At 63.4% G+C, this 20,822-nt stretch carries 24 protein-coding genes; 11 read left to right on the top strand and 13 right to left on the bottom strand.

Annotation, left to right across the window (positions count from 1 at the left end):
• Window positions 1-4 precede the first annotated feature (4 nt).
• The 3 genes from IWX89_RS16040 to IWX89_RS16030 all read right to left on the bottom strand — a co-directional run bounded on the left by IWX89_RS16040 (window position 5) and on the right by IWX89_RS16030 (window position 1,188).
• A complete protein-coding gene (locus IWX89_RS16040) occupies window positions 5-238 on the bottom strand; it encodes an AlpA family transcriptional regulator (RefSeq protein WP_196904544.1) in 234 nt (77 codons plus the stop codon).
• Complete coding sequence (locus tag IWX89_RS16035) at window positions 229-525, bottom strand: glutaredoxin domain-containing protein (RefSeq protein ID WP_196904543.1); 297 nt, start codon at window positions 523-525, stop codon at window positions 229-231. The genes IWX89_RS16040 and IWX89_RS16035 overlap by 10 nt, the downstream gene beginning before the upstream one ends.
• A 324-nt stretch (window positions 526-849) precedes the next feature.
• Window positions 850-1,188, bottom strand: coding sequence for a hypothetical protein (locus tag IWX89_RS16030; RefSeq protein ID WP_196904542.1), 339 nt, complete (start codon window positions 1,186-1,188; stop codon window positions 850-852).
• A 238-nt stretch (window positions 1,189-1,426) separates the two neighbouring features.
• Between IWX89_RS16030 and mobC the strand changes: the two genes are divergently transcribed.
• From mobC to IWX89_RS16000, 6 genes are all read left to right on the top strand, one after another.
• The gene (gene mobC / locus IWX89_RS16025) at window positions 1,427-1,819 is read left to right on the top strand and encodes a plasmid mobilization relaxosome protein MobC (RefSeq protein ID WP_196904541.1); all 393 of its coding nucleotides are present in this window, start codon (window positions 1,427-1,429) and stop codon (window positions 1,817-1,819) included.
• Complete coding sequence (locus tag IWX89_RS16020) at window positions 1,816-3,474, top strand: relaxase/mobilization nuclease domain-containing protein (RefSeq protein WP_196904540.1); 1,659 nt, start codon at window positions 1,816-1,818, stop codon at window positions 3,472-3,474. Before mobC ends, IWX89_RS16020 begins: the two co-directional genes overlap by 4 nt.
• Window positions 3,475-3,491: 17 nt before the next feature.
• Window positions 3,492-4,340 carry a hypothetical protein gene (locus IWX89_RS16015; RefSeq protein ID WP_196904539.1) on the top strand — a complete coding sequence of 283 codons (849 nt, stop codon included), beginning with the start codon at window positions 3,492-3,494 and terminating at the stop codon, window positions 4,338-4,340.
• Between the two features lie 450 nt (window positions 4,341-4,790).
• Complete coding sequence (locus IWX89_RS16010; protein ID WP_196904538.1) at window positions 4,791-5,120, top strand: hypothetical protein; 330 nt, start codon at window positions 4,791-4,793, stop codon at window positions 5,118-5,120.
• Window positions 5,120-5,431: a hypothetical protein gene (locus IWX89_RS16005; protein ID WP_196904537.1), complete on the top strand. Its 312-nt coding sequence runs from the start codon at window positions 5,120-5,122 to the stop codon at window positions 5,429-5,431. The genes IWX89_RS16010 and IWX89_RS16005 overlap by 1 nt, the downstream gene beginning before the upstream one ends.
• Window positions 5,432-5,697: 266 nt before the next feature.
• Window positions 5,698-6,732 (top strand): hypothetical protein, encoded by a 1,035-nt coding sequence (locus IWX89_RS16000; RefSeq protein WP_196904536.1) that lies wholly within the window; start codon window positions 5,698-5,700, stop codon window positions 6,730-6,732.
• A gap of 268 nt (window positions 6,733-7,000) precedes the next feature.
• Here the strand turns inward: IWX89_RS16000 and IWX89_RS15995 are convergent, their stop codons facing one another.
• Together IWX89_RS15995 and IWX89_RS15990 are read right to left on the bottom strand one after the other, a co-directional pair.
• Window positions 7,001-7,471 (bottom strand): hypothetical protein, encoded by a 471-nt coding sequence (locus IWX89_RS15995; protein ID WP_196904535.1) that lies wholly within the window; start codon window positions 7,469-7,471, stop codon window positions 7,001-7,003.
• 75 nt (window positions 7,472-7,546) lie between these two features.
• Window positions 7,547-7,924: a hypothetical protein gene (locus IWX89_RS15990; RefSeq protein ID WP_196904534.1), complete on the bottom strand. Its 378-nt coding sequence runs from the start codon at window positions 7,922-7,924 to the stop codon at window positions 7,547-7,549.
• A gap of 284 nt (window positions 7,925-8,208) precedes the next feature.
• On the opposite strand from IWX89_RS15990, the gene IWX89_RS15985 reads away from it, so the two are divergent.
• Window positions 8,209-8,742, top strand: coding sequence for a hypothetical protein (locus IWX89_RS15985; protein WP_196904533.1), 534 nt, complete (start codon window positions 8,209-8,211; stop codon window positions 8,740-8,742).
• 71 nt (window positions 8,743-8,813) lie between these two features.
• Here IWX89_RS15985 and IWX89_RS15980 read toward each other — a convergent pair whose 3' ends face one another.
• From IWX89_RS15980 to IWX89_RS19045, 8 genes are all read right to left on the bottom strand, one after another.
• A complete protein-coding gene (locus IWX89_RS15980; protein ID WP_231383402.1) occupies window positions 8,814-9,260 on the bottom strand; it encodes a DUF4913 domain-containing protein in 447 nt (148 codons plus the stop codon).
• The gene (locus tag IWX89_RS15975) at window positions 9,253-10,998 is read right to left on the bottom strand and encodes a TraM recognition domain-containing protein (protein ID WP_307836599.1); all 1,746 of its coding nucleotides are present in this window, start codon (window positions 10,996-10,998) and stop codon (window positions 9,253-9,255) included. The genes IWX89_RS15980 and IWX89_RS15975 overlap by 8 nt, the downstream gene beginning before the upstream one ends.
• 80 nt (window positions 10,999-11,078) lie before the next feature.
• On the bottom strand, window positions 11,079-12,806 hold the full coding sequence (locus IWX89_RS18625; protein ID WP_374220530.1) for an ATP/GTP-binding protein: 1,728 nt from the start codon (window positions 12,804-12,806) through the stop codon (window positions 11,079-11,081).
• Window positions 12,806-14,302 carry an SCO6880 family protein gene (locus IWX89_RS15960; RefSeq protein WP_196904531.1) on the bottom strand — a complete coding sequence of 499 codons (1,497 nt, stop codon included), beginning with the start codon at window positions 14,300-14,302 and terminating at the stop codon, window positions 12,806-12,808. The genes IWX89_RS18625 and IWX89_RS15960 overlap by 1 nt, the downstream gene beginning before the upstream one ends.
• Before the next feature lie 9 nt (window positions 14,303-14,311).
• A complete protein-coding gene (locus IWX89_RS15955) occupies window positions 14,312-15,754 on the bottom strand; it encodes a hypothetical protein (protein WP_231383401.1) in 1,443 nt (480 codons plus the stop codon).
• A gap of 77 nt (window positions 15,755-15,831) precedes the next feature.
• Window positions 15,832-16,566 carry a hypothetical protein gene (locus IWX89_RS15950; protein WP_196904529.1) on the bottom strand — a complete coding sequence of 245 codons (735 nt, stop codon included), beginning with the start codon at window positions 16,564-16,566 and terminating at the stop codon, window positions 15,832-15,834.
• Window positions 16,567-16,600: 34 nt separating this feature from the next.
• Window positions 16,601-16,900 carry a hypothetical protein gene (locus IWX89_RS15945; RefSeq protein WP_135102651.1) on the bottom strand — a complete coding sequence of 100 codons (300 nt, stop codon included), beginning with the start codon at window positions 16,898-16,900 and terminating at the stop codon, window positions 16,601-16,603.
• 14 nt (window positions 16,901-16,914) lie between these two features.
• Entirely contained in the window at window positions 16,915-17,709 is a 795-nt protein-coding gene (locus tag IWX89_RS19045; RefSeq protein ID WP_307836598.1) for a DUF6668 family protein, read from the bottom strand.
• Between IWX89_RS19045 and IWX89_RS15940 the strand changes: the two genes are divergently transcribed.
• The 4 genes from IWX89_RS15940 to IWX89_RS15925 are packed head-to-tail and all read left to right on the top strand — an operon-like array spanning window position 17,691 to window position 20,782.
• Window positions 17,691-17,933: a helix-turn-helix domain-containing protein gene (locus IWX89_RS15940; protein WP_196904528.1), complete on the top strand. Its 243-nt coding sequence runs from the start codon at window positions 17,691-17,693 to the stop codon at window positions 17,931-17,933. The genes IWX89_RS19045 and IWX89_RS15940 overlap by 19 nt on opposite strands.
• 21 nt (window positions 17,934-17,954) lie before the next feature.
• Window positions 17,955-19,247, top strand: a complete 1,293-nt coding sequence (locus IWX89_RS15935; RefSeq protein ID WP_196904527.1) for an ATPase — start codon at window positions 17,955-17,957, stop codon at window positions 19,245-19,247.
• Complete coding sequence (locus tag IWX89_RS15930) at window positions 19,244-19,750, top strand: hypothetical protein (RefSeq protein ID WP_196904526.1); 507 nt, start codon at window positions 19,244-19,246, stop codon at window positions 19,748-19,750. Before IWX89_RS15935 ends, IWX89_RS15930 begins: the two co-directional genes overlap by 4 nt.
• Window positions 19,751-19,756: 6 nt before the next feature.
• Window positions 19,757-20,782 carry a M23 family metallopeptidase gene (locus tag IWX89_RS15925; RefSeq protein ID WP_196904525.1) on the top strand — a complete coding sequence of 342 codons (1,026 nt, stop codon included), beginning with the start codon at window positions 19,757-19,759 and terminating at the stop codon, window positions 20,780-20,782.
• The last annotated feature ends 40 nt before the right edge of the window (window positions 20,783-20,822 follow it).

Genomic DNA, 20,822 nt, shown 5'->3' with positions numbered 1-20,822 from the left:
CTCATTAGGCCGATAGCTTGTCGTCCCAAGTTGTGTTTTGCACGTCCCAGTCGTCGACGCTGGACCGTAGGTAGCGGACGGACTTCTGCGTGAACGTGACGAAGGCGGGGCCTTCTCCACGGTCCCGCAGTCGTGCGAGTTCCTTGCTACTGAGTCCCAACCGCTCGCCCGCTTCCGCGGGGGTGAGCGCGCGTCGTTGTGGTTCGGCGATCGTCGGCCGGCGGTTGGCTACTCCCATGAGTGGGACCCCTCATCTGTCGCAGTCGCCGGCGCCGTGCGTAGCTCGTCGGACCGAGCCGCTACTAGGGCTTTGATCTGGTCGGGGCGAAACCCCGACCAGCTTGCTGCACCGTCGACGACGACCGGAGCGGCTCCGTAGCCGAGCTGTTTTACAGTGTCGACGGCGCACTCGTCTGTAGCCAGGTCGACTACTACGTACGGCATTCCCGTGCTGTCGAGCACGTGCTTGGTGAGGTCGCATTGTTTGCACCCCGGCAGCGTATAGACGGGCAGTGGGTCATTCATGATTTGTTCCCTTCTCAGTGCGGCAGACCATCGACGTCAGACAGCAAGGGGCCTGAACTATGTCGATATTTCGGCTATCAGCCGATGGCTCGCCATCGACTGGTAATTAAGCTCGTTGTACGCAGCGGAGCGGGAGTCAAGGGCGGCCGTAGGTCGGATTCCGTAGGAATCTGCGGAGCACCCTTTACGCCCGTGGGAGCGGAGTGCAACTCGGTCCCACTGAGAAGCAATTCATGGTCAAAAGCGCTTTTCACGGCACGACAAAGCCCCGCCGAGCTACATGCTCAGGCGGGGCTTACTGTGTCGGCTGGAGCTTGGTAACTGTCAGTCGTGAGGTGTTGCGGTGACTGCTGCCGCAGCGCGCGGCTTCCGAACCTTCGGTGCTGATTGTCCGGGTGCGCGAACGCTCGTTGCGCGGAGACTCTTGTCGCTCCAGCCGGCACTCAAGGCCGCCTTCCACGCTGTCGCGTGAGTGTTGGCGGCTTCTTTTAGACGGACCTCCGCCGCCTTGATGGCTTCCTTGAGCCGGGCGTCCGCGGCGTCGTATTCGTTCGCGGCTACGGCTATGGCCGTTACCGCAGCGACACGAGCCGAGACGTCGGTTTCAATCAGGGCGCGGGCTCGCGCGGCAACTTCATCGGTGTTCAGATTTGCTTCACTCATTGAACCGAGATTACCGGCAGAGCCACGCTCTTCGAGACAGGCGTGATCAGTTGCTCTGGATCACCGGGCTTGTCATCGAGCGCCAACAGGGTGAAACCATTTTTGGAGCAAGCTATAGAGTTACCCATGGTAACTCGCTTTCGAATTTGGCCGCGGGGCGTCCTCTTCGGCATACTTGTCGTATGGTCCCCCCGGATTTGGGGGTTCGCTGCGCTGGGCCAAAGGGAGTGGGTGGGACATGAGCGACACGAATGAGGGTCGCCTGTTCGGCCGCAAGCGTCGCAAGAATGCGGACACTCCGCGCAAGAAGTTCTACAGCGTGTACGTCTCTCCTGAGGAGGACGCACAGTTGCAGGCTCGTGCCGTGGTTCGCGACGTCACCGTGCCGCGGTTGTTGTTCGAGTCGGCCATGAGCGCTCACATCGAGACGTCGACCGATCGTAAGACGGCAATCGTTGAGTTGTTCGCGGTGCGCAAACTCCTGGCCAGCATCGCGAACAATGCCAACCAGCTCGCCCGGTTCGCGAACACGGAGAGCCAGTTCCCCGCTGAGGCTGAGTCGATCATCGCGGAGTACCGCGCGATCGTTCCTCGCTTGTCTGCCGCGATAGATACGCTGGCCGACTCATGATGCCCAACATCACCCGTGGTGGTCAGATGGGTGGCCTTATGGTCTACCTGGCCGGGGATGGAAAATCGAACGAGCACGAGGAACAGCACCTCGTCGCTGGCAATTCGGCCATCGTTACGATGCACGGCTACGGCGTTTTGGACACGGAGACGGCGCTGGCGATTGCGAAGGAATTGGACGAACCGCGGGTGAAACTCGGCGTCGAGGTCACACGACAGGCACGTCTCACCGACCCGGAAACCGGGGAAACAATTACGACGCGCGTTGCGGCCGACGTGTGGCACTGCTCGCTGTCGCTGCGCGCCGAGGAAGGGCAACTCTCCGACGAGAAGTGGGGAGTCATCGCGCAGGATTTCGTCGACCGGATGGGCTTCACTGAAGCTGGCAGTGGCAAGGCTGACTGCCGTTGGGTTGCCGTGCGTCACGGGCTTTCAACGAACGGTAACGACCACGTGCATATCGCGGTGTCGCTGGTCCGCGAGGATGGCACGAAGGCGCCGACACATAATGACTTTAAGCGTGCTCAGGGCATCTGCCGTGACTTGGAACGCGACTACGGTCTGGAGCAGTTGGAGTCGCGCGAGCGTGGCATCGGTGAACGCGGGATCAAGCCTGCTGAGCAGGCACGGGCCCAGCGTACCGGGACTGAGGTCGAGGCTCACAAGCTGGAACGTATCGTGCGTGCAGCGTCAGTGGCGTCCCTTGATGAGGGCGAGTTCGTGCGCCGGGTGCGTCGCGGTGGAGCCCTCGTGCGCCCGCGCTTCGCCGCTGGCCGCGACGACGTTGTGGCCGGCTACTCAGTCGCACTTCGGCCGCAGGGAAAAGAACCTCTGGTTTGGTACGGAGGTGGCCGTCTCGCCCGCGACTTGACCCTGCCCCGCATGCGTGAGGGGTGGCCAGACAGCCCCCAGAGCGCCCAAGGTGCAGTCGACGAGTGGAGGGCCACGAGCAAGAACCCGTGGCAGTACCGTCCCGTCGCTCCCGGCCGGGAAGAGAGCACGCCGGATCCGAAACTGTGGAAGCAATACACCGACGACATCAAGCAGCTCCGCGTACAGATGCGGGAGATTCCTTTCGAGGACCGCGCCGGTTGGGCGCACCTGGCCCGCGACACCGCCGGAGCGTTTGCGGCTTGGTCACAGCGCGTCGAGGCCACCCCTGGACCGTTGGCCCAGACTGCACGCGACCTGTCCCGCACGGCGCAGATCCGCGCGTACGAATCAAAGCCGAAGCCCGCAGGCCGGGTGTCGGTTGCAGGAGCGACGATGATGTTGCTGCAGGCGTCTACGCAGGGTCAGGGAACGATGGCCGAGGCGATCATGCTGCGCCAGCTCGCGTCGACTGTGAAGGCAGTCATGGACATGCACACGGCGATCGGTGAGGCGCAGCGCGCGTCGCAACTGGACCGCACGTTGCGGGACCAGTACTCGCAGGTACGCGACCGTCTGCCGGCCATCGTCCGCCCCGAGACGCAGCCCGGTAGCGCGATGCCGACGCCGGCCGAAAGCCTTGACCCGGAGCTAGCCAAAATCGTCCAGGCAGCCCAGCGCGGCCAGGTCGTCCCCGGAACGGGCACGCCCGTTCCGACGCGCATCGAGTCCCACAAGCCAAAGACCACCGTCACGCCGAACGAGCGCGACGGTTACGACAGATAACGAAGGGTGCATCACACATGGCCGAAGAATCAGACGGCATAGGCGAAGCATTCGATGGGCAGATGCGTGTTGCTCTGACCGTAGCCACGCAGATGGCTGAGCGTTTCGCACGGCTCCGCGAGGAGCTGGCCAGGAACGCGCAAGCGCGCACGGAGCAGCAGACCAAGGAACTGCAGGCGCGCTTTGACGCCGAGCGCAATGCGGCACGAGCCAGCCTGGCTCCGGTGCAGATCCAGGAGTGGTGGAACACAGCCGGCGTCGACGACATTGCCACGGCCTACGAAACAGCCGATGCCTGGCGCACCGTGGATCCAGACATCGCGCGCACGTCCGACCACATGCGCCAAGAACTGGCCGACCGGTACGGCATCGACGTGAACAACCTCGACGCCGACCCCGCCGCAGTACGCGAGGCCCTGAGCCGAGCGCAGCAGGAACGCGGCATCGCAGCGGAGAGCCGAGGACAGAGCGGTAAGGACTACGCCGAAGCGGCATCGCTGCTGACGGTAGCCGACCAGTTCGACCGGAGGGCCGAAGAACGCGACCGTGAAGATGAGCGCACCGAGCACGCCAACGAAGATCCAAACGCGGGGCTTTCACGGGAGGAACTGACCGGCAAGGCTGACGTTGCTCGAGACGACGCCGCGTACGCCTACGACAGCGCAGAGCGCCGCGGGTCGTTCGCGGCCGACATGGAAAAGTCAGGTGTCGACTCCCAGCTGCAGAAGGTTCGCCTGGTTACCGACCGAGAGAACGGCACCCACCCCGATGCGGCTGTGGCGACCAGGCCGGGCAAGCAGGCCAAGGCCCGCAACCGCGCCAAGGCATCCGGGCTGCAGCGCGAGCGTGGCGGCCTCAGCCGCTAACTCGACAGGCATTGAAGACGGGGCCACTCGCTGTGCACCGTCCATCCATTCTGGGACGCGCTAGATGGTGGGCTTGGTTTTGACGACCTCGATGACAATCGGGAGGGTCGAAATGTTGGCGCGTTAAATGCACCTGAGCGCGAATTCTCAACGGGCGGGTCTTACGGGCACTTCCCGCTCAAGCGCGACGCGGAACTCAGCCGTTGTCAATTTCCCTACTCGTCTGCACAGATTTCCGAACTCGCGTGCACAGCTCATTCACGCCACCACGGACCTTGACCCTGTGCCCATGAGGGTCCCCTTATGACTCAGCACCAGCGCCGCGGCCGTCGGGCGCGATGACGGGGCTTTGGAGACGCGGCGACGGCCTCGTACTCGTCGCTTGAGTGGTGCTCGTCTCAATACAGCAACGATCTGGTCGCCCGCGAGATGAGACGGCATAGTGGCCTGATGAGCAGAGTGATGATTCGAACTTGGTCGCCCGCAATTTTCACCGCGGTCATTTTCGTAGTTGTTCTGACTCTGATTGCCTTCGTCCCAGAACTCTGTCCGGCTATGGAGTCTGATTCGCTGAGTTGTGGGTCATCGGATCGAGATGCCGCTGCCGTGGTTGGCATGGTAGCCGTGGGCATTGTATTTGCCGGCGGGGTCGTCCTGGCCTTCATCGCACCTTCGGCTCGTGCACCCAGCATCGCCAGTGGTACGACGATCGCGTTGGTGATCGTTGGGGTTGTTGGCTCTGTTGCGGCGATTCTGTCTTCCGGCTTTGTGATTGGCTAATGAGTTTCATCGCAGGCCTTGAACGTTTCCTGCGAAGTCCTGTCAGACCGCTCGTCGGCATTCAGCGACGACAATTCGGCCAACTGCACCTCCAGTGTCGGTCGGTCGGTCGAGAGTTTTTACCACGCTTCGGGGAGATCGACGATCTGGGGGTCATCGAGGTCCCCAAGCCGTCCGACGTTGCGGCCCTCTCGCTCCTGATCAATTTGACGGGATCCGTGCCCGTGCGATTGAACCCGCTCTTGACGGTGGAGGATCTCGACGACGACGCCGTCAAGAAGACACCGGCGTATCGGGCTCCCGGCCAGTAAGCGACGCCACGGGCCGGGGCGACCCGCGTGACGCTTACTCGGGCCACAGGCCCGCAACGACGGCGACCAGCTTGCAGCATGGACACCGGTGACAGGACTCGAGTCCCTCGGCAGGGTCCACGCCGTCGTTGGTCATCTCGGCCCAGCACGCTGGGCACACAGGGCCGTCACTGTCGAGGGCCAGATCCTTCATCTCCCCGGTCTGCGGCATTCGTGGGGCCGGTACCGCAGAATCCGTCTCGCGCGCATCGTGCGCCGCTGAGCGCGTGGCACGCCTGCCGCGAAGCAGCGCAGCTCCCCCGCGACGCCGGCTGGCGGCGCACCGGCTGGCGCGGCGGCGCGGGGCGCGGGCACTGTGCCATGCTGGCCGAATAAATGATCGGGGGCTCTCATTGGTGCGTGGCCACGGCGACGAAGACATTTTCGCTCGAGCGCAGCGTGATCCGGCCTTCCTGGCGGCGGTGCGGGTCGCCTATTCGGGCGACCAGCACGTGCTCAACGCTCTCTGGTGGGCGGCACACCCCGCGGACGCAGCACCGGATGGCACACCGTCCCCGACCAACCAGCTGCGCGACCTTCAGATGCGCGTTTTCTCTGCGAACGGCGACTCCGTTGGCGATCCACAGGCCACCCTCGCCCTGCGGGAGCTGCAGGCCACGGTTGCCGCCGACCGTGCTGCGATTGCCATCGCGGTCAGGTCGGCAGAATCCGGGGCTGTCACCCAGCCGGCCCGCTCCCCCGGCCCACCGGCGGCACCGAGTGTGGCTGGTCCCCAGAAAGTGCACGAGGTGAGTTCCGTGGGTTCGTTCCAACAGCTTGTTGAGGAGCCACTCGACGAGACCGCGCTGCCCGGCGGAAGACGCAGCCGCAACGCCCTCCTGATTCTCGGCATCCTTATCGCACTGGGTGTCGGTTTCGTCGTCGGCACTCAAACGGATGCCTCGCTCGTCACCGCATCGCCTCCCGCCCCCACTGTGACCGTGGAGGAAACGTGCGCGCAGGTGAGTGACGTTTTCACATTTATGCACAATGTGCACGGTTCGCTCCTCGCAAAGCCCTCATTGCAGCAGGAGTTCGAAGGAGCCGCCCGGCTCGTCGCGCGACTGACGGCCCGAGTGGACACCGTGCCCGGCTCCGCGGTGGCCGACCAGGTGGAGGCCTTGAAGGACCTGTTGCCGTCGGCGGCCAACCAGCCGATCGATCCGCTGTCGCCAGAGTGGGGTCAAGCCCTGACCGGTGTCAGCGCGGCCTGCGGCGCTGCCGGGTTCGAAATCAGCGTGGACGCCTGGACGGGCGGCTAGACAAACTACCCGGCAAGACCCCTGAGGATACGCGACCACGGTGACGCCACTCCCCCGGGACCTCGGAACCTCGGCGAATTGGCGCCGAATCTGCTGCCGTGGACGCCCGACTTATGGGCGACCTGGCCCCCCTGAGGAATCGCAACGATGCAAGAGTGTCCGGTCCTCGTCGACCCAGTCCAGCCCGCATCCGGAGCCACACCTGCTTGCCGCCCGTTACTGCTGCTGCCGGAGAGCGATCTGCTACACCCGCGCAATCGCTTGTGATTTAGGGCCGGATATCCAGAGTGATCGGTTCAGCTTCCATGGGTCCGCCACAGAGCTCCGAGCCGCCGACGCGTTTCCATTCAAAGATCACATCGCGCTCCGCGAGCACCTCACCGTTTGATGCGATGGCACGAACCGTTGCCCGGTCAGGAACGTCGAGCATAAATGACGTAGTCCAGGTATCGCCGTCGACCTGGGTCACGTTGGCATCCGTCACGTCTGCGGTGGGAACCGGTGTGGGTTCATTCGGGTTCTCGAGCCCCTTCAAGCGCTCTACCGTACCGTCTCGACAAGGGCTGCCGTCGCAGAGCAGCTCAATGGCCTTAACGCCGCCAGTGTCGCCCGTCAGCTCAATTGACACTTTGCTTGCCCATCCAACCGCAAGACAATCATCGCCACCATCAATAGAACAACCAGCCATCGATGTGCTCAGCGCGAGGATCGCTACCAGGCGGACGCGGGTGCATATCATTTCGCGAGTGTAGCGAGCGCTGCGGGAATCCAGTTCACCTCGTTACTGAATCGTCACGGCCGCTTGTCTTACTGCTTAGTGGCATTTCACTTTGGTGATTTTCACGTCAGTCGCGGCATCCTCGTGGATTGGCAAGGTTGCAATGGCTTTGTCGCCTTTGGCGAGAGAGCCAGTGAACCCGTTACTGAATCCGACTACGACACCAGACTCGTCCATGGTGTCTGCCCTGACGTACACGCCGCTGGAGCAAGAATCGTATGCGTAGATCTCAATCTGGCTGCATCTGCCTTGTCCGCACCGTTCCTCGTCGACGAAGCGCGTCGCAACGCCGTCGCCGCGATCTTTGAAGCCCTCGGGGAGTTCTGGCGGGCTGAGAGCAGGAGTGCCCGTGCTGTCGGGCCCGGGTTCAGCAAAGCCCGAACAGCCGGTCAAGAGCAACAGTGACGCGGCCACCGCGAAAAGGCCTATTGAGCAGCGATTCATCTGGTTCCCCCCAGGTCGATTGGTGTCGACACTACTAGCGCCTCACACCGGCCCACATCCCCAGGATCACGACTTGGTGACGATGGGCTCGACAGTACAGACCACGTGGGAGGCTCTGCGTACCAGACCTCGAATCCCAGTACTCATAAGGGGGATGCCGAAGGTTTCGCTCTTCCCGACGCATCCGCAGTTCCCGGACGACTCGTTCACGCAGGGTCGCCGTCCGGACGAATACGCTACAAAGCTTCTGTCCAATGGCATTCAACGAAGAGGATGAAATGGCTGCCGCAACGTCGACACGAAAACGGTTGATGGGTCTCGGCGCTGCGTTCCTTTTGACCCTGGCATTGCCCGGCTGCTCGGTTTTCTATGCGTGCCCGGCAATCGCGTGGAACAACACCGTAGAGGTCAAGCTCGAAGGCCAAACACAAGACGTCAGCGTCGTGGAGTTGTGCGCGGACGGCGTGTGTTCGGTACCCGCACCGGTCCTGCAGCAGTCAGACGACCCCGTCGGTCTTGAAACCCTCGATCCCCAGCAACTCGAGACGTTTACGCCAGAGCCTTCAGTAACTCGAATCCCCTATTTCGCTACCAAGATCGATGACAGCACCTGGAGTATCTCGATAGAAATGGCGGCTCCTGACAAAGCGGTCCTGCGTGCCCTCTCGGAAAGCGGAGAGGTCCTCGCTGAGCGGGACGTTTCACTCAATTGGGTTCGCGTGGGCGGTACACAACGATGCGGCGGACCTGCCGAGGCCGGCCCAATCAGCCTCACCATTCCATCCTGAAGACGCTAACGTCACCCAAGTCCGGAGCGCGCCCGCAGAGGGTTCCGCCTGCGGACACAGCGGTCGCTGAGCTACACCGACCCAGAGGCCTCCCGAGGCGTCACTCTGACGTCGGGGAACATGCCCGCCGGGGGTGCCTCGTAGGGCAAAGGCTCACCCGGCTTGTTCTGATCTTCGGAGTCTGCGAAAGGCCCATCGGCGCTCATCAGGAGCGGCATGTGATGGTCGAGGTGATCGCGCCACCAGGTACTTGACCCGGTGGCCCCATCGAGGCGCAAATGCTCCCACGAGCGCCACAGCGCCTCGAGGCGGGCAATGGCTTCGGGTGACCTCCACCACTGCGCTGACCACCTGCGCGATGCACGGTTGGAGGGGCCCACCACGCGCGTGTAGGTCAGTCGCAGTTGCTCTCGGAAGAACTCGTCGACGGAACCGAAAACGAGTGTGTCCGGCTTCGCTGATTCATCGTCCTCGGTCACGTCCTGGTCGTCGTCGAGGTCGTCGTACCCGTCAGACATCCTTGGCCTCCTCCTGCTTGATCGCTGTACTGGCATTCAGCCACGCCTGAGTCGACGCAGCTGCGCCGGCCTGAGTGTGATCGACCGGCGCCGGAGCGGCCGGGTCGTGAGCGGCAATCGAGGCCCGCACGGCGTCAGCTTGTTCACCTTCCATCCACGGGACGGTAGCCACCAGAGTGGCCGGGGCGCCGGACGCAAACACCACGGCGCGGCCGCGAGGTAGCGACGTGAGCTCCGACACCTCGAAGGTGTGCTCTCGGCGGGCTTGGAGGGACGTGGAGCGCTGTCCCTTACCGAATGAGACGGACGCCGTTCTAAGGGTGAAGTCACCGATGAGCTGGGAGAGCTCACCGAGGAATTCGGCTTCCGCGACACCGCCGCCGTAGACCTTCACGTTGGACGCGGACCAGAGCTTGCGCATTCCTTCGCGGCCCCAGACCTCGACGCCCTGTGACCAGGACTGCAGGATCGTCATCAGGACGATTCCGCGGGAGCCGTAGTGCGAGTACAGATCCGGCAGGTTGCGCCAACGGCACACGTTCGCGGCCTCATCGAGGACACCGAGCATGGGCACGGCTAGGCGGCCGCCTGGCTGTGTAGTCGCTAGCTCCTCAGCGGCCTCGACCGTGATCGCGGTCAACGCTGTCACGAGGGGGCCGGCGCTGCCCTGCCCTTCTTTGGAGAGGCTGTAGAGGGTGTCTTGGCTTCGCACGAACGCGTCGGGGTCAAACTGCGGCCGACGATCGCCCTCGGCGTTGCCGCCGATCGGCGTTACCCAGCGGGCGATGCCGCTGATCTTCAAGCAGTCGACCATTTGGGCCGCGGTGCCGTAGACGCTGTCGCGTCGTTTTGGCTCGCCATTGACTTCGCCGGCCACGGCGTCGGCCATGCCGACATAGCCGTGGTCTTCGAGGATCCGCACCGGTTCCTGATCGCCCGGTTTGGTGGTCCAGGTGAATACTTGCGTGATCGGCTTCTGGCCCAGTGCTGCCGCGAGGAGGAAACCGGCGAGAAGGTTCTCACCGGCCCGGTTGAAGTATGAGGAGTTTTCGCTGCTGCCGCCGCTCAGTGTCGACGACGAGAAGTGGGTGGCCATCTTCGCGGCGCGAACGTCGTCCGTGACGTAGGACAGCGGGTTCCACCACCAACGCGGCTCCTCCCGGGCAATGCCTTGCGGGTCGAACGCCCACACCTGTGACCCGTTGGCCGATCGCACGTCACGAGTCGCGTCGAGTACGTCGCGCTTGTTCGACGTTGTGAGTACCGCGCCAGGTGCGCTCAGGATCGCTGGGATCGCGCGACTGGTCGACTTGCCGGTACGAGGACCCCAGATGTCCACGTGCATGTCCTCAGGAGAGCCGTAGAGCCATTGACGTCCGGCGACGGTGACTCCGATCGGGACACCCAACCAGTTGGTCACGCCGAGTCGCTGCGCTGTGGCGCGTGCGCCTTTGGTCGTGAGCGCCGATAGGTCTTTGCCGCGGCCCATGTAGCGGGCTGCGCTGTCGACGCGGCTGCGCTTGGACCGGCGCCGGTCGACCATGACGGCCACAAGGATCACCACAGTCAGCACGAGAACGGCTGCGGTGACGGCGACCCACGTCGCGGCCATCGGCCACGTGTACGTGCCCTTCATTGTGCCGAAGACGACCTCGAAAGGATCGGACGGCAGGTTGGGGTTCACCGCGTCGATCTTGGACCCGAGAGCCATCGCGCCCCACATGCCGCCGCCGAGCACGACGATGACGCCGATGAAGACCCAGATAAGGACGCCGTCACTACCTCCGGCGTTCTGTTTGCGCCGATCTGTTGTCTGGCTCACACCGACACCTCGCGATCAACGACGCCCGTCCGCGAGACGTCGTGCCAGAGCTTGTTGGTGTCGTTGATGTGCTTTTCTGCTTCCGTCAGTTCGACCGAGAGGGGGATGCCAGGACGGCCGCCGACCTTAATGAGGAACTTGCCGCGCCCAGGCGGGTCGGCTTCTGTTCCGCTGACCGGATCCCACGCGGGAGGATCCTGCCAGCCCTGCAGCATGTCCTGCTCAGCGCCGGACATGTTGATTGCACTGTTGAGTAAGGGCATTTCAGAGGCGGGGAGGCCGCCGCAAATGACCATGCCGGAACGCTCGACGAAGCCCTTGGCTTTCATCCGGTCTTCTTCGTTGCTGAGGGACATGAGGTCGCTCATGGTGTGCGAAATCATGGCCATGCCGACGCCGCGCTGTCTGTTGAGGCGGGTCAGGGCATCGACTCGGTCGACCATGCCACGGCCGGCGCGGAGTGCCCGCCACAGCTCGTCGAGGATGACGAAGTAGTGCCGCCGTGGTTCCAGCTCGGCGTCGGCGAGAGCGGTGGCCACGTTGACCGTTCCAAAACCTGCCGACCAGCACGCCAGCAGAACTGCGGCCTGCAAGTCCATTTCCGAGTCGTCAATGCTCGAGACGTCATAGACCACCGGGCGGTCACGCTGCATCCGGACCGTGGTCTGCTGGGAGAAAAGCTCTCCCAGACGACCACCGGAAACGAGGCCGATGAGTGACGCTTCCAGGTTCTCCGTAATCTCCTGATAACGGCTGAGATCACCGCGATCAAGGGCTACGGCACGCAGCTCGGCGGGAGCGGCTTGGATCAACTCGAGAAGGTCTTTCAGGACTGGAATTCCGTCGTGCGTTGCGTCCAAGAGTTTCAGTGCAGCGTCAATGATGGTCTCCTCACGGTCAGTCGGCGGCTCTCGGCGCATGATCGTCAGCAGAGCCGACACCATCGTGAGTCGACGCCCGTGGGCATCTTGAAGTACCTGGGTCGCAAGGCGCTCATTGCGCGTGATGTTGTCGGCGTGAATCGGAAGCGAGCCCACGAGCTGGGCACTCCGCTCACGAATGACCTGAGCTGCGATGACGTCATCAGGTAAAGCCGCGTCGCGCAGCTGCGTCAACTCGGCTTCCTCTTCCTTGATCGCTGTGCGTTCAAGGTCAGCGGCCGCCCGGAGCAGCCCCGCAGCTTCGCCGGCTTCTCCGGGATCCAGAATGTTCAGATACCCGCGGCCGCGGCCGAGGGTAATGACCTGCCCATTCATCTCTCGAATGAGATCCACGTAGTCAGGCTTCAAATCACCAAGCACAAGGGGCTGCACCCCGTAGCCGGCTAGGCCGGTCGCCATCCGACGGATAATCGTCGACTTCCCCAGACCGGGCTTGCCGAGAACAAACGCCGAGGGGTTCGAAATGAGGTTCGCGCGCTGAAACCATGAAATAGGGTCACAGCACACGGGCCCGCGAGTGATCAAATGTCGCCCTAGCGGCACACCGATCATCGGGGCACCCGTGCCGACTCCAAACGGCCACAGCCCGCAGACCTGCACGGTCGTGCCGCGCCACTCCGGGGCGGCCGAAATCACCATCGTTTCGCCGCCACCGCGACCCATCCAGCCGCGAGGCGGAGGCCGCCGCGACACCGGCATCGCGGGGATTGCAGCTGCCGCCTTGGCCGCCGCCTGACAAAGGGCTAGGAGCGACTTAGCGAGTTTCTTGAACCAGCTAGCCATCAGAAATTCCCTCGTAGCTCGGCAGGCAGTTTCAGGTGTTTGGGCAGGACCAGGCCGAGCGGCAATGCCGCCGCGAACGCAGAATCCTGGCCACCCGTGACGACTCGCAATCGCAGTCGGGCAGTTGCAGAAAGGTTGTCCATCGCGGCGCGTGCGTCCGCGAGGCGATCGACGTCCATCACCGTCGCGGTAGCGAGCAGCCCGAAGTTGACCAGGCCAGCCCCGGACGCTTCTTCCTGAGCCGTAGCCAAGGCCGCACGCGTCCCGACCACCGCGCGGGCCGAAGGACGATCGCTCGATGTCTCGTTGAAGCTGGCAGCTCGCACGTCCGCCTGCACGATCGCAGCGGCCCGGCCCGCATCGATCGGGCGGTACAACAGCGTGACGCGCTTTCTGGCAATGTCACGGTGAGGCGCGAGGAATCGCGTCAAGATGTTCGCTTGCACGATGCCTCGCGGAGCTTCCGTCATCTGCCAGGTAACCGACAGGGCACTGTCGTGCCGGTACGAGTCCCAGTTGGCCTGATGGCCGGACGGCCCTACATCGGGCCACCGCAGGCCGGTGCTCTCGCCGGCCGCATGCGCGTCGTCGATCAGCGTCGCCACTTCGGGATCGTACGCAATGCGGATCACCTCGCACAGCTCCTGCGCCGACAAGGGCCTAGCGGCCCCGGCGCCCGTCGCGGAAAGTCCCTGTGTGATGCCCGGGAGGCGCGATGCAAGCTCGCGCGCCATCTCGTCGGCGTCACGACGTCGGCCGTTGGCACGGGTAGCCGCGCTGAACGTCACTGAAACGTAGGCGCGCACCGATGCTGAACCGGACGGGTACGTGGCTACAACCTCGTTGAGCATGGCGCGAGCGAATGCGGGAGCATCAGGATCGAGATTGCTGGCAACCTCACCGCGCAGCCGAGTGCCCGTATCGGGTGCTGTCTCGATCGTCACCGCAGCGGCGACGATGCCTGCCTCGTCCCCAAGGTTCGCGAGCCAGTGGCCCCAGTCCGCTACCCAGCCGTCGACCTGTTCTTGGTCGACTAGCGCTGCACCGTCAGGTTCCGTCCCAATCACCACTGTGTAGTCACCCGAGGAAGGTACGTGCAGCAGCGCGAAGGGCCGCTGATAGGAGTCAAGATGTTCACTCAGCTGGGACTGGGCGGCAAGGCCGGGAAGCTGGTTCGTTCCCCACTTGGTGCGTCCCAGCGGGCCCGAACGATAGATGTTCGCTCCCGACGTACGAGCGCGCATGAAGTTCAATCGGTTGGTGGCACGGACGATGACGCTCTGACCGTGCTTGTCCTTGATTGCCACCGTCGATAGGAATACGGCCATCGCGAGGAAAACGCCGATCGCGTGCATCAAGTCCGACACCATCACGGTCATGATCGTTGCGATCAGGCCAAAGAGCAGCACTCCCGTGCTGATCGAGCCGAGGCCGAGCAGGCCCGGCGACGTGGGCTGTCGCCAGTTTCCGTATGTGCGGATATTTGAGTTAGACACTGTGTTTCCTTAGCTTCCCGTTGGGCCGCTACCAGCGGCATCCTCAGTTGCACCCTTGACCGCCGATGCGGCTTTCTGTCCTGCCGCGCCCGCTTTCTGCGCGGCGACCAAACCAATCCCTACTGGTCCGCCAGCAGCAGCGGCTCCACCGCCTGCTGCGGCACCGCCAGCGGATGCGGCTCCGCCACCTGCTGCGGCCCTACCGCCTGAGGCTGCTGCTGCGCTGGATGCGGGTGTCGTCGAAGCGGTCTTTTTCGCGCCAGTTGCATTGCTCGAAGAGTCGCTGCCACCGCCACCGCCACCGCCCATACCGCCGCCTGAGTTGGCTTTCTTGATGGCTCCCGATGCCACTCCGGCAAGAGCACCGCCCGCGGCGGCGGCGAGGGCAACTCCAGAGCCGCCGCCTCCTCCTCCGACTTGGGACATCATGGGAGCAACGAACCGCATCAGGGCGGGGAGAGCGACAAGCGCCATTATCATCAGCGCGAGCCCGGTGAGGATCTTGACTAGACCGGTGCCGTCGTCCTCAAAAATGTTGCTGGATGTGAGTTTGAACGCGGCTGCGTAGACGATTGCCGCCGCGGGCTTGTAGAGAATGAACGCGATGAGCCACCCCACGCACTTCTTGAACCAGGCGCGCCCGGTTTCTGTGTTCGTGAAGCTCGCCGAAATGGGGAAGATGCCCGCGAGGAGAACGAGCATGCCGCCGCGGATGACCATGAGCGCAATCTGGACGTAGCTGCAGAGAATGGTGATGGTGCCGACGATCAGAAGGCCAATAAGCCCAATCGGACTCTGCGCGGTAACCGCGAGCATCAATGTGATGTTGGTCCGGAAATCGAGATCGTTCGCAGCGCCCAGGATCCACACGGCGAACCCGTCAGCCGCGGCAACGGCAAGCCCTATGGCTGTCAGCCCGGCTGACGACACGACTATGAGCGTAAGTAAGGCTTGCAGCAGGTCTTTGCCAGGCTGCATGCGCTGTGTCCATGCCATTCGGAGGCCGGCGATTATGACCGAAAGCACAGCGAAGCCGGCGACGTACCACCAGAGCGAATCCTGGATGAATCCCACAGCATCGCCCGCTCCCGGCGCACCAAAACTTGGGATGACCGCGGCAACGATGGCACCGGACGCCGAGATAAGAATGACGGCTCCGAGGATCGTCCCGACGCGCCCCAGGTGGGCGCCTGCCTCGCCCCGCCGATGGTTCAACGCAAGCAACCCGCCCGCGGCAATCAGCGACATGATGCAGATCGCCAAGGCAATCCACACCACCCAGCCAAGAATCGTGGTGAAGCCCTCAGAGCCGGGCGCACCCGCGGCTGACTCATTGATTTGGGCTGTGCCGTCGCTCGTCAGGTTGGGAGTGGGAAGCGCCACCCAAAGAGAGCCCAGCGCCACGACTGAATTGCCGACACCATCTATGACGTTGTCGACGAGCTGCTTCAACGCGTCCTGAGCTGCACCAGCGGCCACGGCGCCGACGCCCGATTTGACTAGGCAAGCCGCGTCGCCGATTGAGCACATTAAGCGCCCGCCCAGGGGGTGTAGCCCCCTAGATTCTCGAGCCCGGCGGGCGCAATTGGCATTGTTCCGTCATCTAACAGAACAACCTTCCAATCGCCCTCCACCCAGAGCAGCTTGACCGGTCCGCTTGCGAGCTGCCCATCACTGAAGTTGAGCACCAGGTCAACGGTTGCGTTTTGAGAGTCGTAGGAGGTGATGGTGAATCCCGCGATTTGGGCGCGGACACCGGACGGTTTGTTGTTCCCGCCCGCGAGTGACTTTTCCGCCGCTTCGCGGCCGGCTCCCGGTGCTATTAGGGAAGTCTGCTTCTCGTACATCGTGGCGTCTGTGCCGAGGGCAACGTAGTTGGCAGCGGCGAAGAGTGCACCTGTTGCGGTGTGCGCGTAGCAGCTGCGGAACCCAGATGAGTCGGTGACGCCCGGGCCCGCTCCCTTAGGGTCAGTGGGTGCGGCGGAGGTTCCGACGAGGACCCAGGTCGTTTCGGGTGCTTTGTTCAGCGACGAAGTAGCTTCGTAACCCTTCAACCCGCAAGCACTCGGGTCGCTGTCGACGGGAGTCGCGGGCGTCGCGGAGGTCGACGAGCTGGGTGACGTTGTTGGTGCTGCGTCGTTCTTGCCTCCGACGAGATTGCTGATGAGGACGAAGACCGCGCAGATTGCGATGACTCCGACCACTACCAGGGCAAGTACAAACCGTCGGCTGCGGAACGGATTTTGTTCTGACTGATCGGACATAAGTCCCCTTCCAATTTCCTGTGGCGGGTCGGTCTTAGCTGATGAAGAAACCGACGAGTGACGCTGCGGAGGAGATGACGATGACACCGGCCATTGCCGTGCCGAGAGAGCCGAGTGCTGCGCCGCCCTCGCCACGACGGCTTTCGATGGCGAGCTTCGCACCGATGATCATGACGCCGATGATGGCGACACCCAGGGCGACCCATTTGACCCAACCCATAACCTGCTGGAACTGTTCAGCTCCAGGAGGGGTGCCGTCAGTCGGCGTGGGGATGTCCTGTACGAACGAGGCGACGGTGGACAGCGCCTCGTGCGCGATGAGTAGTGATGACATGGTGTTCCTTCTGGTTATGTGGTCGGTGCGATCAGGGCGGTGACCGATGTGGCCAGCGCTCGGACTTCTTTGGGGGATGAGTCGAGGTTCACTGGCTCTCCGAGCCGCCAAGCCTCGACCCAGGGAATTTGCCAGACCTGCGGGACTCCGCCCGAGACGACTTGCGCCAAGTCACGCAGGGGCTTAGGAAGCTTGCCGCGTGAGTCGGCAATGATGACCAGGCCCAGCAGCCGGACTGTTGGGACCGACCCAGAGGCCCATTCCGTCGCTGCGCGTTGTGCAGCCTCAAGCCCGTTCGCGTTTGATCGGGCGACCAGGATGACATCCGGTCGCGACCCATCAGTGGCGATCGGCCAGGCGTGCCCTGCCGATCGTGAGCCGGGGACCGCTGCGGACAAAGTGCTCTCACCGGCACCTCCGTGAACGCCGAGCCACCACACGTTAGCGGGGCGATTGACGTCGCGGCGCGGGAGCCTGTGACCGATGTCGGGTTCGGCGACGCCCGGCTGGGGCGTCGTCGGTCGGGGAAAATCTCGGGACTCTGCAACGGCCGGGATGAGGGCCTCTTCGCGGTCGATCGGTCGTGCGAGCCAGGGGTGTTGGGCGTCCGACACAGGTTCTCCTTCGTTTCGCAGCTTCAAGTCTGCCCTTTCCCCCCGACATGCCACGCCATAATTGGTCGTACGCACCCGACCAACACTGTAGATAGGAAGCGATGTTATGACCCCTATAGTAGCTTGTAAATATCCGTACAGTTCTATACGTATACTTACGTATCTAGAATGCTCATATGAAACGTATTGGAGCATTTGACGTGTCTGCACTCGATGACATGTTCGCGGACCTGCCAGCGACACTCTCGCCGGAGCAAGCGGCTGAACTGTTCGGCGTGACCGTCATCACGATCCGAAACCTGATCACCAAAGAAAGCGACGATCCCCTGCCGGCCATCAAGATCGGCAAAGTTTGGGTCATCCTCCGCGATGACTTCAAGGCATGGGTCCGTCGTCGAAGCAACAACATCACCGACTAACCCAGAAGTGAAAGGCCGACCATGGCTCAGCACGAATCAGACCAGCCCACCGTCTACGCGACCGTGCGGGCCGATTCGACCGGCGTTCTCGACGTCGACGGAGTCCAGCACGACGTCACCGGAACAGACGATGCCAATGTGCGCAGCCAGATCCTCAACCAAGTGACCGGTCGCGCCCGCATCCACGGGCGTCCTGTGCTTCTCGTCACGGACGACGAACTAGGCCAAGGCAGACTGCACGTCCACCCAAACGGAAAAGTAGAGGCAGTGGGCGAGTTCGTCTATAACGAACACGGCACCACACCCGCCCAAACCGTGACCGCAGCCTCCGCACAGCCGCTCCGCCTGCCTCTGACGCCAAGTCGGGTCGCGGTGGAGCCCATTGTTACCAGTGAACGCCGCACTGCACGAGCATCGTTTCTTGTTCAGGAGACGCCCCAAGAACCCGCTTCCACAGGCTGGCGTGGCCTATTGAGCCGTGCCGGTATCCACGTCGCCCCCTCCGCCGAAGAGATGGCCGAGCGCGCGGACGTGCACCTGGTCAGCCAGCATTGGGCAGGGCCGCGAACTATCTCCATGGCCAACGGCAAGGGTGGGGCGAACAAGACTCCAACAACCGCGCTTCTCGCGGGCGTATTCGCCCGCTACGGCGGATCCGGGGTCCTCGCGTGGGACAACAACGAGACGCGCGGAACGCTCGGCTGGCGCACGGAACAAGGTGGCCACGATTCCACCGTGCAGGACCTGCTGCCACAGACCGAGCGCCTGTTGTCACCGGGAGCCCAATCGTCAGACCTGGCGCACTACGTGCACCACCAGACCGGAGACAAATACGACGTACTCCGATCGAACCCCATCGCCCTGTCGGCGGATCAGAAGATCACCCGAGCGGAGTTCACGTCGCTGCACCAGGTTGCCAGCAAATACTTCCGTCTCGTTTTCGTTGACTCCGGCAACGACGAATCCGCGCAGCGCTGGCAACAGATGATCGACCAGACCCATCAGCTCGTCATCGCCACCACCGCGCTCGGAGAGCACGCCGAGGCCGGCGCCCTGCTGCTTGAAGCCCTCGCGCAGCGCGACGAGCGTTCTGCGCAGCTCGCAGCCAACGCGGTTGTTATCGTTTCCCAGTCCGAGAAAACAGGCACCGGAGCGCAGGCCATCGCAGACGGCTTCACAGGGCTCGCTCGGCGCGCTGTCACCATCCCCTATGACGACGCACTGCACAGCGGAAAGATCCGCTACGACGCTCTCAACCGAGCAACACAGCGGGCCTGGCTCGCAGCAGCAGCAGCCGTCGCGGAGGGCCTGTGAGGGCCGTAGCCGCCCTCCTCGCCGCCACGGTAACCATTGCCGGGCTCTCCGCGTGCTCAGCACCGAACGCCGGCACACCGGCACCCACCGCCGCATCGACCTCGAGCGCGGCTCCAACCGCAGCGGCACCGACAGACGGCCTGGACGATGGCCTCGACATTGCTACGGCCACCCCCGCTGATGAAGCGAGCACCGCGGCCGCGGTAACTGTCGCAGAGAAGCTGATGACCGCGTTCGCACGCCCCGACGTGGACGAAACGACGTGGATCAACGGCCTCTACCCCTACCTAACCCAGTCGGGAGGCGCTGCCTACGCCAACACCAATCCCGCCAAAGTCCCCGTGAGCGAAATCACGGGGGCAGGATCAGTCGTCGACGGGGCGAACGAATACGCGCTCCTCGTCACGGTCCCGACCAATATCGGGCCGTATGTGGTCTCCCTCACACGGCAAGCTCCTACGGACCCGTGGTTGGCTGACCGAATCACACCCCCCGCGAGGTAGATCAGCATGTCGCAAAATGCTTCTCCTGCACTCGCGTTTCTGCTGGTACCGGTCCTGGTCATCGGGGGGTTCTTCGGCTTCATTCTTCTGCTCACCGGGAGCCAAAGCGGCAACGCCGCGGCCGGGTGCGGCACCGGCACCGCCTCGACAGTTGACGTTTCACAGGTGCCGCAAGGACCCATCGCCGGCTACAACCAGGCCCAGCTCGTGGTCGCCGCAGGCATCATGAACGCCGCCCAGCAGCTTGGCCTCAGCGCGAGAGCTCAGCAGCTCGGCGTCATGACGGCCATGGGCGAATCGAGCCTGCAATCGCTCACCTACGGCGACAACGCCATCAACCCAGACGGCTCCATTGCCGACTCCATCGGCCCCTTCCAGCAGCAGAGCAGCTGGGGAACAACCGAGGAACGTCTTGACCCGTTCACATCGGCCACAACGTTCTTTCAGCGGCTCCCCACCGTCGAGAACTGGGAAACGATCGAACCCACCCTCGCGGCCCACGCCGTCCAGGGCAACGCAGATCCGTACTTCTACACCACGTACTGGGACGGAGCCGGACAGATCACCGCGGCGCTCAATGGCGACACCACTGGCACCAACACGACTACCGCAGTGAATCCCGCTCCAGGCTGCTCCGACGGCCCCATTGGCTTCCCGCTCGCACAGCCCTTCAACATGAGCGACAACTTCGGCCCCCGCGTCTCGCCCGTTGCCGGCGCTAGCTCCTATCACCCTGCCGACGACCTCACAGGGGCCTGCGGGGCCCCGGTCTACGCAATCCAGCCCGGCACGGTAGTGGTCTCCGATCGACTCACGCTCTCTGTCAAAAGCCCAGAGGGCTACACAGTCTCCTACCTTCACAGCTACGCAAACGATCGACTCGTAAGCAAGGGTGACCAAGTCACCACTGGACAGACGATCACCCTCATCGGCAACGAAGCGCCCAGCACCGGCTGCCACCTCGATATCCGGGTGAACCCTACGTGTCAGGGTGAGTTGAGGCCAGTAGCTCAGAGCAATTCCGCCGTTTGACGTAGGGCGAGAATCAGGAAGTCCCACCATGTCCAGCTCA

It is taken from the genome of Cryobacterium sp. MP_M3 (assembly GCF_015752155.1).
Taxonomy (GTDB): Bacteria; Actinomycetota; Actinomycetes; order Actinomycetales; family Microbacteriaceae; genus Cryobacterium.
Note: the sequence above shows the minus strand (reverse complement) of the source record. Positions and strands in the feature narration are given on the sequence as shown.